The organism is Janthinobacterium lividum, from assembly GCF_034424625.1.
In the GTDB taxonomy this organism is placed as follows: domain Bacteria; phylum Pseudomonadota; class Gammaproteobacteria; order Burkholderiales; family Burkholderiaceae_D; genus Janthinobacterium; species Janthinobacterium lividum.
This window is the reverse complement of sequence record NZ_CP139976.1, coordinates 5,241,024-5,253,685: the sequence shown is the minus strand read 5'-3', so window position 1 is coordinate 5,253,685 and position 12,662 is coordinate 5,241,024. Positions and strand designations below refer to the sequence as shown.

The 12,662-nt window shown below is 63.7% G+C and carries 14 protein-coding genes; 1 reads left to right on the top strand and 13 read right to left on the bottom strand.

All coding sequences use genetic code 11. From position 1 onward, the window contains the following. Positions 1–47: 47 nt before the first annotated feature. Positions 48–1,307: an MFS transporter gene (locus tag U0004_RS23700; RefSeq protein ID WP_070253733.1), complete on the top strand. Its 1,260-nt coding sequence runs from the start codon at positions 48–50 to the stop codon at positions 1,305–1,307. Position 1,308: 1 nt separating this feature from the next. Here U0004_RS23700 and fliR read toward each other — a convergent pair whose 3' ends face one another. The 13 genes from fliR to fliF all read right to left on the bottom strand — a co-directional run bounded on the left by fliR (position 1,309) and on the right by fliF (position 12,614). Further along, positions 1,309–2,163: a flagellar biosynthetic protein FliR gene (gene fliR / locus U0004_RS23695; RefSeq protein ID WP_034787136.1), complete on the bottom strand. Its 855-nt coding sequence runs from the start codon at positions 2,161–2,163 to the stop codon at positions 1,309–1,311. Between the two features lie 22 nt (positions 2,164–2,185). Then, the gene (fliQ, locus tag U0004_RS23690) at positions 2,186–2,455 is read right to left on the bottom strand and encodes a flagellar biosynthesis protein FliQ (protein WP_034754044.1); all 270 of its coding nucleotides are present in this window, start codon (positions 2,453–2,455) and stop codon (positions 2,186–2,188) included. 10 nt (positions 2,456–2,465) lie between these two features. Further along, complete coding sequence (gene fliP / locus U0004_RS23685; protein ID WP_370452839.1) at positions 2,466–3,224, bottom strand: flagellar type III secretion system pore protein FliP; 759 nt, start codon at positions 3,222–3,224, stop codon at positions 2,466–2,468. 7 nt (positions 3,225–3,231) lie between these two features. Beyond that, positions 3,232–3,822, bottom strand: coding sequence for a flagellar biosynthetic protein FliO (fliO, locus tag U0004_RS23680; protein WP_115057571.1), 591 nt, complete (start codon positions 3,820–3,822; stop codon positions 3,232–3,234). Next, positions 3,819–4,253, bottom strand: a complete 435-nt coding sequence (gene fliN, locus U0004_RS23675; RefSeq protein WP_034754038.1) for a flagellar motor switch protein FliN — start codon at positions 4,251–4,253, stop codon at positions 3,819–3,821. Before fliN ends, fliO begins: the two co-directional genes overlap by 4 nt. 50 nt (positions 4,254–4,303) lie before the next feature. Further along, the gene (gene fliM, locus U0004_RS23670) at positions 4,304–5,290 is read right to left on the bottom strand and encodes a flagellar motor switch protein FliM (RefSeq protein WP_034754035.1); all 987 of its coding nucleotides are present in this window, start codon (positions 5,288–5,290) and stop codon (positions 4,304–4,306) included. A gap of 6 nt (positions 5,291–5,296) precedes the next feature. Then, on the bottom strand, positions 5,297–5,809 hold the full coding sequence (gene fliL / locus U0004_RS23665; RefSeq protein WP_070259366.1) for a flagellar basal body-associated protein FliL: 513 nt from the start codon (positions 5,807–5,809) through the stop codon (positions 5,297–5,299). A 186-nt stretch (positions 5,810–5,995) separates the two neighbouring features. Then, entirely contained in the window at positions 5,996–7,264 is a 1,269-nt protein-coding gene (locus tag U0004_RS23660) for a flagellar hook-length control protein FliK (protein WP_070259364.1), read from the bottom strand. A 19-nt stretch (positions 7,265–7,283) separates the two neighbouring features. Then, positions 7,284–7,724, bottom strand: a complete 441-nt coding sequence (gene fliJ / locus U0004_RS23655; RefSeq protein ID WP_070259362.1) for a flagellar export protein FliJ — start codon at positions 7,722–7,724, stop codon at positions 7,284–7,286. A gap of 32 nt (positions 7,725–7,756) precedes the next feature. Continuing rightward, positions 7,757–9,073 carry a flagellar protein export ATPase FliI gene (gene fliI / locus U0004_RS23650; protein ID WP_225317475.1) on the bottom strand — a complete coding sequence of 439 codons (1,317 nt, stop codon included), beginning with the start codon at positions 9,071–9,073 and terminating at the stop codon, positions 7,757–7,759. 89 nt (positions 9,074–9,162) lie between these two features. Continuing rightward, a complete protein-coding gene (locus U0004_RS23645) occupies positions 9,163–9,864 on the bottom strand; it encodes a flagellar assembly protein FliH (protein ID WP_052140559.1) in 702 nt (233 codons plus the stop codon). A 43-nt stretch (positions 9,865–9,907) separates the two neighbouring features. Next, positions 9,908–10,906 (bottom strand): flagellar motor switch protein FliG, encoded by a 999-nt coding sequence (gene fliG, locus U0004_RS23640; protein ID WP_034787109.1) that lies wholly within the window; start codon positions 10,904–10,906, stop codon positions 9,908–9,910. Continuing rightward, on the bottom strand, positions 10,899–12,614 hold the full coding sequence (fliF, locus tag U0004_RS23635; RefSeq protein WP_070259359.1) for a flagellar basal-body MS-ring/collar protein FliF: 1,716 nt from the start codon (positions 12,612–12,614) through the stop codon (positions 10,899–10,901). Before fliF ends, fliG begins: the two co-directional genes overlap by 8 nt. Between the last annotated feature and the right edge of the window lie 48 nt (positions 12,615–12,662).

Genomic DNA, 12,662 nt, shown 5'->3' with positions numbered 1-12,662 from the left:
CCGCTGAATTTTTCACCACGACCCCGGCAAGGAGCCCGCACGCCCAGATGAACAACACATTCCGTTCGCTACGCATTCCCAATTACCGTATCTGGGCCGGCGGTGCCCTCGTGTCGAATATCGGCACCTGGATGCAGCGCACGGCGCAGGATTGGCTGGTGCTGAGCGAATTGACGCAGCACAATGCCAGCGCCGTCGGCATCGTCATGGCCTTGCAATTCGGCCCGCAACTGCTGTTGCTGCCGCTCACTGGCATGGCGGCCGATTTGCTTGACCGCAGGAAATTGCTGCTGTGCACGCAGGCGGCCATGGGACTGCTGGCGCTGGGACTCGGGATATTGTGCATCAGTGGACAGGTAGCACTGTGGCACGTGTATGTGTTTGCTTTCCTGCTGGGCTGCGTGACGGCCTTCGATTCGCCCGTGCGCCAGACTTTTGTTGCCGAAATCGTCGGCGAAGAAGATTTGACGAATGCCGTGGCGCTCAATTCCACCTCGTTCAATGCGGCGCGCATGCTGGGCCCGGCGGTCGCTGGCTTGCTCATCAGCAGTGTTGGCAGCGGCTGGGTCTTCATCATCAACGCCGTCTCGTTTGCCGCCGTGATCGGTTCGCTGTTGCTGCTGCGCGTGGAATTGCTGCGCCGCGCGCCGCGCCTGAAGGCCACGCGCGCCAGCCTGGGCGAGGGTTTCCGCTATGTGCGCCAGCGGCCCGACCTGATGGCTATCCTGCTGATGCTGTTCCTGATCGGCACCTTCGGACTGAACTTCCCGATTTTCCTGTCGACGATGTCGGTGACGGCCTTCCATGCGGGCGCCGGCCAGTATGGCGTGCTCAGTTCCGTGATGGCGTGCGGTTCCGTGGCCGGCGCCTTGCTGGCGGCGGGACGCGGCCAGCCCACGCTGGCCCTGCTGCTGGGGGCGGCTGCGCTGTTCGGCCTGGCCTGCGCGCTGGCCGCCGTGATGCCCAATTACTGGCTGTTCGGCATGATGCTGGTGGTCATCGGCATCGCCGCGCAAACCTTTACCACCAGCGTCAACAGCAGTGTGCAACTGTCGACGGCGCCCGCCATGCGGGGCAGGGTCATGGCCATCGTGCTGGCCATCTCGGCGGGCGGCACGCCGCTGGGCGCGCCCATCGTGGGCTGGGTGGCCGACACCTTCGGCCCGCGCTGGGCGCTGGGCATAGCCGCCCTGTCGGGCCTGGCGGCGGCCCTCGTCGGCGTGCGCTACCTGGTCAGGCATCACCAGTTGCGTTTGAATGTCGACCTGCGGCGCTGGCGCTTCGCGCTCAGCAGCGACCAGCGGTGAGTTAGCGCGCCGGCGCGGCCGGCGCCGGAGGGCGTAATGGATTCGGCGGCGCGGGCGGCGGTGGCCGGTCGCGCGTGGCAAAGCCGCGCGGCAGCAGGCGCGCTGTTTCTATGCCGCGCAGGAACATGTTCTGGAAGGGCGTGGCCAGGTAGGGCAGGACCATGCCGATCACGAGCAAGCCCACGCCCAGGGTGACGGGGAAGCCGATACCGAAAATGTTCAGCTGCGGCGCGGCCCGCGTCAAGATGCCCAGCGCCACGTTGGTCAGCAGCAAGGCAGCGATGATGGGCAGCGAAATTTGCAGGCCGGAACGGAAGATTTCCCCGCCCCAGGCCGCCAATTGCTGGAAACCGCCGCCGCTGATGGGACTCGATGAGATCGGCAGGCTGACGAAGCTTTCCGCCAGCGCCGCCAGCAAGACCAGGTGGCCGTTGACGGTCAAAAACATCAATGTGGCCAGCATGACGAGGAACTGGCTGATGGCCGAAGACCTGCCCTTGGTTTGCGGATCGAAGAACGAGGCGAAGCCCAGGCCCATGGTGAGACTGCTGATCTCGCCGGCCATTTCGATGGCGGAAAACACGATGCGGATGGAAAAGCCCATGGCCAGGCCCACCAGCATCTCCTGTGTGAGGATCAGCAAGCCGGGCAAGGACATCGGGTTGACGGCAGGCAAGGCCGGCACGGTGGGGGCGATGATCATGGCCAGCAGCGCGCCCAGGGTCACTTTCACCGTGGCGGGCACGGCCGCGTTGCCGAACAGGGGAGCGGCCGCGATCAGGCCGAGGATGCGGCTAAGCGGCCACAGCAGTGCTGCGATCCAGGTATTGAGTTCGATGCTGGACAGGGTCAGCATAGGAGGATCAGCGATGGCTGCACTAACCCACCAGGTTCGGGATGCCCGTGAAGACCTGGCGCATGTAGTCGAGCATGACGGATAGCATCCAGGGGCCCGCCACGACGATGGCGACGAAAATGCCGACCAGCTTGGGGATGAAGGACAGGGTCGCCTCGTTGATCTGCGTGGCCGCCTGGAAGATACTCACGATCAAGCCGATGATGAGGGCGACCAGCAGCATGGGCGCCGCCACCATCAGGGTGATTTCCATCGCATGGCGGCCCAGGGTCATGACGCTTTCGGGTGTCATCGTATTTCCCCTAGTAAAAACTCTGTGACAGCGAGCCCAGCAGCAACTGCCAGCCATCGACCAGCACGAACAGCATCAGCTTGAACGGCAACGAGATCGTGGCCGGCGACATCATCATCATACCCATCGACATCAGCACGCTGGCGACCACCATGTCGATGATCAGGAACGGGATGAAGATGGCAAAGCCGATCTGGAACGCCGTCTTCAGTTCGCTGGTGACGAAGGCCGGCACGAGGATGCGCAGCGGCACGTCTTCCGGACCTTGCAGGGCCGGCGAGCGGGACATCTTGGCGTACAGGGCCAGGTCGGCCTGGCGCGTCTGCTTGAGCATGAAGGTTTTCAGGGGATCGACGCCCTTGTCCATCGCCTGCTGCATGGTGATCTTGTTTTCCTGATAGGGCTGGTACGCATCCGTATAAATCTTGTCGAACACGGGGCCCATGACGAACAGGGTCAAAAACAGGGCCAGGCCCACCAGCACCTGGTTCGGCGGCGCCGATTGCGTGCCGATGGCCTGGCGCAGCAGGGACAGCACGATGATGATGCGCGTAAAGCAGGTCATCATCAGCAAGGCCGCCGGCAGGAAGGTGAGCGACGTCATCAGGATGAGCGTCTGCACCGGCAGCGAGTAATTCTGGCCGCCGCCCGGCGCCGGCGTGCTGTTGAAGGCCGGGATGCCTGGCTGGGCCATGGCCCATAGCGGCAAGGCCAGGGCGGCTGCCGCCAGCAGCCAGGTCAGGGGAGTCTTCAAGGTGGACCACGCCATCTGCTGCTTATTTCCCATTGCGTTTTTCGATGGTCTGTTTCAGCCACTCGGAAAAATTGGCGGCCGCGGGGCCGTTTTGCGCCGTGGCCAGTTGCGGCAGATCGCCTTCCTGGCGCGGCATGGTGGCCAGCGCGTTGATCCTGCCGGGCGAGGCGCCGACGACGATCCACTGGTCGGCCACTTCGACGAGGACGATGCGTTCGCGTCCGCCCAGGTTGAGCGAACTGACGACGCGCATCTTGTTGTTGCCGCCCATGACCTTGGGGCCATAGCGCTTCATGAACCAGGCCAGGCCGATCAGGAGGGCCAGCACGAACATCAGCGCCAGGATGGTTTGCAGCAGACTGCCGGCCGAGCTGGTCGGCGCCATCGTCATCGGCGCGCCGGGCGGCATGGCGGGCAGGGCGGAGGCAGGCGCGGAGGCCGGCACCGCTGTGGCGGCCGGCACCGTCGCGGCTGGCGGCGTCTCGCTTGCCACCGCCACGGAAGCGCTGGCGGTGCTGGCCGCCGGTGCCGAGGCCGCTGCCGGTTCAGCTTGGGCAATGCTGCATGCCGCCAGGAGCGGCAGCACGGTGGAAATCAACAGGCCAGGCTTCATTTATTGAGTTTTCGGATGCGTTCGGAAGGCGTGATGATGTCGGTCAGGCGGATGCCGAACTTGTCATTCACCACCACCACTTCGCCCTGGGCGATCAGGCAGCCGTTCACCAGCACGTCCATCGGTTCGCCGGCCAGGCCGTCGAGCTCGACCACGGAACCCTGTGCCAGCTGCAGCAGGTTCTTGATGGCGATCTTGGTGCGGCCCAGTTCGACCGTCAGTTGCACGGGGATATCGAGGATGAAATCGATATCGTTGTGCGTTTCCGACTTTGATGCCTGCTTGGAAAAGTCCTTGAACACGGCGGCGCTGGCCGCGCTGGCCGTATTGGCGGCCTGGTTCTGCAGCGCTTCGGCTTCCGCCTTGGCCTGCTCGGCAATGGCCGCGCCCCAATCGTCTTCCGCGCTTTGGTCGTCTTGGTTGTCAGACATGTGTTTCTCCTGTTGTACAGATACGGACCGCAGCGGCCCGGGTATTTTATTTAGTGGTTATTCATGTTATCGGCATTGGCGAGGAGTTTCTCCACCTTCAATGCATATTGTCCGTTCAACACGCCGTAGGTGCAATCCATCACGGGCACGCCGTCGACGGTGGCGGCGATCAGTTCGGGAATATTCAGGGGGATGATGTCGCCCACCTTCATGTTCAGGATTTCATCGAACGACACGCGCGCCGTGCCCAGCGAGGCCACCAGCTCGACTTCGGCGATCTGGATCTGCTGCGTCATCAGGCGGATCCAGCGCTTGTCCACTTCCAGCGCCTCGCCCTGCAGGCTCGAGGTCAGCGAATCGCGGATCGGCTCGATCATCGAATACGGCATGCAGAAGTGGATTTGTCCGGAAACGGAGCCCAATTCCACCGTAAACGTGGACGCCACCACCACCTCGTTCGGCGTGGCGATGTTGGCGAACTGCGTGTTCATTTCTGAACGGATATATTCAAACTCGACGGGGAAGACCGGTTCCCACGACTTGGTGTACGCCTCGAAGACGATGTCGAGGATGCGCAGGATGATGCGCTGTTCCGTCTGCGTAAAGTCGCGCCCTTCGACGCGCGTATGGAAACGTCCGTCGCCGCCGAACAGGTTGTCGACCAGCAGGAAGACCAGGCCCGGATCGAAGACCATCAGGGCCGTGCCGCGCAGCGGCTTCATGTGCACCAAATTCAGATTGGTCGGCACCACCAGATTACGGATGAACTCGCTGTATTTCGAGACGCGCACGGAACCGACCGACACTTCGGCGCTGCGGCGCAGGAAGTTGAACAGGCCCACGCGCAGCAGCCGGGCGAAACGCTCGTTGATAATTTCCAACGTTGGCATCCGGCCGCGCACGATGCGCTCCTGGGTTGCCAGGTTGTAGGTACGAACTCCCGTGACATCTTCCGGCGCCTGCGCGTCGTCCTGGTCTCCGTTGACGCCCTTCAGAAGGGCATCGACTTCTTCCTGGGAGAGGAAATTATCGGCCATGGCTGCTTATTGAATGATGAATGCGGTAAATAATACGTCCGTCACGTCCTGCTCCGGCCCTTTGTCCTCGAACGGCTGGTTCACCTGATTGATGATTTCGGCCGCCAGCTGCTGCTTGCCTTCCACGGTATTGAGTTCGGATGCCTTCTTGCCGGACAGCAGCAGCAATAAACGGCTGCGCACCTTCGGCATGTTCAGCTTGATGGAATCCATTTCTTCCGGACTGCTCACCTGCAGGGTAAACGCGATCTGCAGGTATTGTTCGCCATTTTCCGGCTGCAAATTGACGGTGAAGGCATCGACGGGCACGAAGACGGGCGGACCTGCCTTGGACGCGGCATGTTTTTTCTTGCTGGGCGCCGATTCTTCTTTATCGGCCTTGCCATGCAGGAAGTACCAGGCGGCACCGCCACCGATACCGCCAGCCACCAGCACCGAGGCCAGCACGATGATCAGAAGCTTCTTTTTCGAGGCGCCGGCGGGAGCCAGGCCTGCATCTGCTTTCGGATCTGCTTTCATTTTTGGATTTGCTTTCAATGGTACTCGAGTGCATGGAAGTGGATCACGACGCCATTATGTCATTATCGGCAAATTCTGCGCAGAAGGATGCAGTGAAAAGAGGGCGGAAGCGCCCTCAACTCGCTGTTTTTAGACGAAAAGTTACGCTGTGGGGCACGCCTGTGGCCCGAGGACGACGAATTATCCTCAGGCAAAGGTATCCACGGCACTCAGGCTGGGCCGGCTGCGTGTGCCAGTGGCCGGTGCGATGGCGATCTCGCCACCGGAGACGCCGCCACCCTGGCCATTGCCGCGGCGTCCGCCAGATGCTTCCCGGTTACCCTGGTCCTGCTGTTCCGGCGTGCCGGCCGAGACCGTGGCGCTGCCAAAGGCGATACCCGCTTCGCTCATCATTTCGCGCAAGCGCGGCATGGCCGCTTCGAGCGCCTGGCGCACTTCCGGCTGGGCCGACATGAAGGCGGCATCGGCCTGGTCATTGGTGACCGTCAGTACCACTTGCACGGGGCCCAGGTCGGGCGGATTCAGGGTCAGCGTGGCGCTCTGGTCGCCGCCGGCTGCCATCCACACGACTTTCTGTCCCAGTTGCTGGTCCCAGGCCGGCGTGCCGACCCGGCCCGCCAGCTTGTCGCTCGGCACGGCCACAGCGGCCGCGGCCTGCTGCAGCGCGCCCGGCTGCAACTGGGCCGCGAGGCGGCTCAGGTCGGCAGGTGTTTCCTTGAGGATCGGCTCGGCCATGGCGGCGCCAGCCTTGGCGGTGGCTGCCAGTTGTGCATCGATGGCCAGCTTGCCAGGTTCGGCCTTGCCGGCCGGCACGCTGGCGCCTGGCGTGGCGGCTGTCTTTCCCTGGGCCTGGAGCAGGCTGTCGGCAAAGTCGCCGCTGTCGGCTTGCGCGATGACGGTGGCGGCGGCCTTGCCGCTGCCCTGGCCGGCTGCCAGCAAGGGCCCTGTTGCCAGGTTCTTGCCCTCGGCCTTGACGCTGGCGCGGGCCGGCAGTTCCGGCGCGGCCTTGGCCGCTGGCGGTTGGATGGCCAGCTGGATGCTGCCCACCAGGGCCAGCATCTCGGCGGCCGGATCGGCTGGCGGCGTGACTGTTACGGCGGGGGCGGCAGGCACGCTGGCCTCGGCCGTGGCGCTGTCGGGTGTCGCCGCCTCGCTCGATGGCGCTGGCGGCTGTTCGCTGCTGGCCGCCTGTTCGGTGTCTGCCTGCGCCGGCTTCGCTTCGGTCGCTGGCGCCTGGGCGGGTGCTGGCGTGGCAGCAGGGCGGGCCGTCGGCGCAGGTGCTTGTACTTGCGCCTGCGCCATATTGCGGCTGGCCTGGCGTTGCTCGATCTGGCGGTTCAGGGTGCGCTGGAAGTCGCCCGCCGTGCCGCTGGTGGCTGGCTGGCTGCGGTTGGCGGCGCCCGGCGTGGCATTCGGCGAGACTATCTGGGAAATCGGGGTTGGCTGGGTTTGCATGATGCTGCCTCAGTGTTGCTTAGCGTTTGTAATAGGCTTGTCGCGCCGCGTGCTCATCCATTGCTTTCTGGTCGCGCTTGTTTTCCAGCTTCAGCGCCTGTTCCTGCGCCCGGTTGTTCAGGGTGGTGTACGACATGCGCTTGCGTTCGGCCAGCTGCCAGCGCATCTTTTCATTGTCGCTGCGCGCCTGCGCATGCTCGACCACTTGCTGCTGGCCCAGGATGGCGCTGTCGAGCTTGACCATGAAGGCCTGGAAGTTGCGGTAAGCCATGGGCGTGATCCCGCTGCTCATGCTGGCCTCGAAGCGCTTGGCATAGTCGTCGCGGTAGCCGGACAGCATGTCGAGCTTTTCGCGGCAATCGTCGAGCGCTTTCAGGGCCGCGCCCAGGCGCTTGGCACAGTCGTCCGTTTCGCGCTGGGCAAGGTCGATCAGGGTTGCAAGTTGGGAAGGAGAAGCCATGACTGATTATATTCCCGCTATGCAAGCCCTAATCACTCGAATAGAGCGGTAAGTTGCCCCAAGCTCTCGTCCATGCTGACCCGCTCCGTGATTTGCTGTTGTAAAAACGCTTCAATCTTTTCATGCAGGGCGATGGCCTGGTCCAGCACGGGATCGGTGCCGGCGCTGTAGGCGCCTACGCTGATCAGGTCGCGGCTGCGTTCATAGCGCGAATACAGCTGTTTCAGCTTGCGCGCCTGCTGCTGGTGCTCGTGCGTGGTGATCGAATGGGCCGCACGCGAAATCGATTGTTCGATGTCGATGGCCGGATAGTGTCCCGCTTCGGCCAGGCGGCGGTTCAGCACGATGTGGCCATCGAGAATCGCGCGCGCCGAGTCGGCGATCGGGTCCTGCTGGTCGTCGCCCTCGGTCAGCACGGTGTAGAAGGCCGTGATCGAGCCGCCGCCTTCCTCGCCATTGCCGGCCCGCTCCACCAGCACGGGCAGCTTGGCGAAGACGGACGGCGGATAGCCCTTGGTGGCAGGCGGCTCGCCGATGGCCAGGGCGATTTCGCGCTGCGCCATGGCGTAGCGGGTCAGCGAATCCATGATCAACAGCACGTTTTGCCCCTGATCGCGGAAATACTCGGCAATCGCCGTCGCATACGCGGCACCTTGCAGGCGCATCAGCGGTGGCGTGTCGGCCGGCGCGGCCACGACGACGGAGCGGGCCAGGCCTTCGGCGCCGAGAATCTGCTCGATGAATTCCTTGACTTCGCGTCCCCGTTCGCCGATCAGGCCGACGACGATCACGTCCGCCTCCGTGTAGCGGGCCATCATGCCCAGCAGCACGCTCTTGCCCACGCCGGAACCGGCAAACAGGCCCATGCGCTGGCCACGGCCCACGGTCAGCATGGCATTGATCGAGCGCACGCCCACGTCGAGCGTGTCGACGATGGGCGCGCGGCCCAGGGGATTGGCGGGGCGCACGTTGATGGGGGCGCTGTCGGTCGTGTGCAGCGGACCCAGCTGGTCGAGCGGACGGCCCGCGCCATCGAGCACGCGGCCCAGCAGTTGCGGACCCACGGGCAGGTGGCGCGCGCGGTCGCTGGGACGGCGGCGCGGGTGCGCCACGCTGCCGGGGCGGGGAATGGCCGGTTCGACGGAAAACACGCGCGTGCCGGGCACGATGCCTTCGACGTCGCTTTGCGGCATCAAGAACAGGCGTTCGCCTTCAAAACCCACCACTTCCGCCTCGACCCGGCCGCCATTCGGCAGCGGTACGGTGCAGGCGGCGCCGACGGCCAGGCGCAGGCCCACGGCTTCCATCACCAGGCCGGCCACGCGCGTGACCCGGCCTGAAATCTGCATCGGTTCGACAAAACCGACCACGGCCGAACAGTCGCTCAGGTAGGCGCGCCAGCGCGCCGCATGGGCGGTGGGGCCTTTGACGGGCTCGCTCACGGCGCCAGCCAGTCCAGGTCTTTGCCCAGCGCATGCGTCAGGCGGTGCCAGCGGGTGGACGTCTGTGCGTCGATCTGGTTGCTGGCCGTGTCGATCTTGCAACCGCCGCGTTCCACGCTGGGGTCTTCGATGACGCGCCAGCCACCCTTGTCGAGTTCGTCTCCGATGCCGTCGCGCACGACTTGCGCGTCTTCCGGGTTGAGCATCAGCAAGGCAGGTTGTTGTAGCACAGGCAAGTATTCGATGGCTTCGCGCACCACGGGCAGCATCAGTTCGGGACGCACGGGCAAGGCCGTCTTCAGCATGCCCTTGGCCAGCTGCAGGGCCAGTTCCATCACGTCATTGGCGATCAGTTCGTCGGCCTGGTGCACGGCCGTGCCGAAGTCGACGGCGATGGTTTGCAGATGCGCCAGCTCGATGGCGGAAGCCGCCTTGCCTTCCGCATACGATTGCGCGTGCCCATCGGCATGTCCGGCCGCATGGCCTTCCGCATAGCCGGCCGCGCGGCCTTCGTCGAAGGCCGTGGCGCGCGCCTCCTCGCGGATGGCGTCGAGTTCTTCCTGCGTCGGATATTCGAGCGGCGGAGCCGGTTCTTCCTCGTGCAGCTCGGCAAATGGGTCGAACTCGGGCTCGGGGTCCGGTTCGAGCAGCTTGCGCGCCGCCACCACGCTGGGACGCTCGTCGCCAAACGAGGTCATTTCCCAGCGCTGGTAGGCGGTTTGCTGCTCTTTGGGAATCAAATTAGACAAACGAATCCTCGCCTTTTCCGCCTAAGACTATCTGCCCCTCGTCCGCCAGGCGGCGCACGATCTGCAGGATCTGTTTCTGCTGCGATTCCACTTCCGACAGGCGCACGGGGCCTTTCGACTCCAGGTCTTCGCGCATCATCTCGCCGGCGCGCTGCGACATGTTCTTGAAGATCTTGTCGCGCAGCTCTTGCGAGGCGCCTTTCAGGGCGATGATCAGCATTTCCGACTGCACTTCGCGCAGCAGCAGCTGGATGCCGCGGTCGTCGATATCGATCACGTTGTCGAACACGAACATTTCGTCCATGATCTTTTGCGCCATGTCGTTGTCGTAATTCTTGATATTGTCCATGACGGAGCCTTCCTGCTCGCCGCTCATGAAGTTCAGGATCTCGGCCGCCGCGCGCACGCCGCCCAGCGACGATTTCTTGATGTTTTCGTTACCGGACAGCAGTTTCGTCAGCACGTCGTTGAGTTCGCGCAAGGCGGCCGGCTGTACACCGTCCAGGGTGGCGATGCGCAAGACCACGTCGTTGCGCAGGCGGTCCGTGAAGTGGCCGAGGATTTCGCAAGCCTGGTCGCGTTCCAGGTGGACGAGGATGGTGGCGATGATCTGCGGGTGTTCGTTGCGGATCAGCTCGGACACGGATTGCGAATCCATCCACTTCAGCGATTCGATGCCGGACGCATCCTTGCCGCCCAGGATGCGCGACAGCAGCACGGACGCCTTGTCGTCGCCCAGCGCCTTGGTGAGGACTTGGCGGATGTATTCGTCCGAATCGAGGCCGACGGTGGAATTGAGTTCCGTCTGCGCGCGGAAGTCGTCGAGCACCTCGACCACCTGCTCGTGCGCGATGCCCTTCATGGTGGCCATGGCGGCGCCCAGTTTCAGCACTTCGCGCGGGCCGAGGAATTTCATGACCTCGGCCGCTTCGCTCTCGCCCAGTGCCAGCATCAGGATCGATGCTTTTTGCAGTCCCGTTGTCTCAGTCATTATTGCCTATCCATGCTTTGATTACGTTGGCCACCACGCGCGGGTCTTCCTGCGCCAGCTTCCTGGCCATCGCCAGGTTTTCGCGATAACCGCGGGCCGTATCTTCTTCCAGTTCTTCCAGCTCCGCTTCGCTGAGCAGGACTTCGTTTTCTTCGCCGTCCTTGGCCAGTTCCGGCTCGATGACGGGCGGCGGCGCGCCGAAATCGTCGATCTTGCGCATCACGGGGCGCAGCATCGGACGCACGATCTTGATGAAGATATACAGCAGAATCAGGGCCGTGATGAGGAATTTCGCCAGTTCCTTGGCCAGCGGCAAGTTGGCCGGGTCGCGCCACCACTCCAGCTTGCCTTCCGGCGCGCGGTCGATGCCGTCGAAGGGCGAGTTGGCCACGCTGAAACTGTCGCCGCGTTCCTTGTTGTAGCCCATCGCTTCCTTCACCAGATTATTGATCTGGACCATTTCGGCTGGGGAAATCGGCTTGACCGTGACCTTGCCATCCTTGTCGAAGGTGCGGCGGTAATTGACGACGACGGCGACCGACAGGCGGCGCAGGCCGCCCATGGATTTCTGTTCGTAGCGCACGGTCTTATCAACTTCATAATTCGTCGTCGATTCCTTCTGTGTCGGCGCCGTCGGTGCGCCGCCCGGGGCGCCTGGTGCCTCGGCCGTCAGTGGCGCCGTTGCCACGCCTGGCGGCTGGTTCGACAGCGCGCCCGGCACGCCGGACGGGTTGGCATTGCCGGCGCCCGTCGATTCGCTCGTTTGCTGGCTGCGGATGGTGGACGCTTCCGGTGGCGAATTCGGCTTGTAGGTTTCGGCGGCCTGTTCGCTTTGCGAGAAATCCACGTCGGCCGTCGCTTCGGCGCGCACATTGCCTTCGCCGACGATGGGCAGCAAGATCGATTCGACTTGCTTGATCACGCTTTGCTGCAACTGCTGTACGTACTTCAGTTGGTTCGGGTCCAGGCTCTTGATGCCGTTGGCGCGGTCCTTGTCCTTTTCCTGGTTCGACAGCAAGGTGCCGGCCTGGTCGACCACGGTGACATTGATCGGCAGCAATTCCGGCACGCTGGACGCCACCAGGTGCACGATGGCGCTCACCTGCAGCTGGTCGAGGCCGCGGCCCGGGTGCAGGTTCAGCAGCACGGAAGCCGTGGGTTTTTGCTGTTCGCGCACGAAGACGGACGGTTTGGGCAGGGCCAGGTGGACGCGCGCCGTGTCGACGGCGGACACCGATTCGATCGATTTCGCCAGTTCGCCTTCCAGCGCGCGCTGGAAATTGACCTGTTCCAGGAATTGCGACACGCCCAGCTTCTGGTTCTCCATCAGCTCGAAGCCCACGTTGCCGCCTTTCGGCAAGCCTTGCGCGGCCAGTTTCAGGCGCGCATCGTGGACTTGTTCGGATGGCACGAGAATGGCGCCGCCGCCTTCGGAAAACTTGTGCTTGATGCCCAGCTGGTCCAGCGACGCGGTGATGGCGCCGCCGTCGCGGTCCGTGTAATTGGAGAACAGGACTTTGTATTCGGGTGGCTGGTTCCACATGTACAGGGCCACGCCGATGGCAACCAGTGCCGCCACGCCCAGGCCGCGCAGGAAATTCTTGCCCATCGGCGTCTTGGCGAAGGCTTGCACGGATTCCACGGGCGAGCGGGCAGGCGCCGGTTCAGGCGGTATGCGGTTTACATCGATTTCTTCGGCTACAGCCATGATTGCCTTCCAGGGCGTGTGGTTTGACGGGTATTCGGTGCTGCGTGG

Bases quoted from the DNA above. Each gene is read 5' to 3' on its own strand.
- U0004_RS23700 (WP_070253733.1), top strand. From the start codon at position 48: ATGAACAACACATTCCGTTCGCTACGCATTCCCAATTACCGTATCTGG.
- fliR (WP_034787136.1), bottom strand. From the start codon at position 2,163: ATGCTGACCCTGTCCAGCATCGAACTCAATACCTGGATCGCAGCACTG.
- fliQ (WP_034754044.1), bottom strand. From the start codon at position 2,455: ATGACACCCGAAAGCGTCATGACCCTGGGCCGCCATGCGATGGAAATC.
- fliP (WP_370452839.1), bottom strand. From the start codon at position 3,224: ATGGCGTGGTCCACCTTGAAGACTCCCCTGACCTGGCTGCTGGCGGCA.
- fliO (WP_115057571.1), bottom strand. From the start codon at position 3,822: ATGAAGCCTGGCCTGTTGATTTCCACCGTGCTGCCGCTCCTGGCGGCA.
- fliN (WP_034754038.1), bottom strand. From the start codon at position 4,253: ATGTCTGACAACCAAGACGACCAAAGCGCGGAAGACGATTGGGGCGCG.
- fliM (WP_034754035.1), bottom strand. From the start codon at position 5,290: ATGGCCGATAATTTCCTCTCCCAGGAAGAAGTCGATGCCCTTCTGAAG.
- fliL (WP_070259366.1), bottom strand. From the start codon at position 5,809: ATGAAAGCAGATCCGAAAGCAGATGCAGGCCTGGCTCCCGCCGGCGCC.
- U0004_RS23660 (WP_070259364.1), bottom strand. From the start codon at position 7,264: ATGCAAACCCAGCCAACCCCGATTTCCCAGATAGTCTCGCCGAATGCC.
- fliJ (WP_070259362.1), bottom strand. From the start codon at position 7,724: ATGGCTTCTCCTTCCCAACTTGCAACCCTGATCGACCTTGCCCAGCGC.
- fliI (WP_225317475.1), bottom strand. From the start codon at position 9,073: ATGCAGATTTCAGGCCGGGTCACGCGCGTGGCCGGCCTGGTGATGGAA.
- U0004_RS23645 (WP_052140559.1), bottom strand. From the start codon at position 9,864: ATGACCTCGTTTGGCGACGAGCGTCCCAGCGTGGTGGCGGCGCGCAAG.
- fliG (WP_034787109.1), bottom strand. From the start codon at position 10,906: ATGACTGAGACAACGGGACTGCAAAAAGCATCGATCCTGATGCTGGCA.
- fliF (WP_070259359.1), bottom strand. From the start codon at position 12,614: ATGGCTGTAGCCGAAGAAATCGATGTAAACCGCATACCGCCTGAACCG.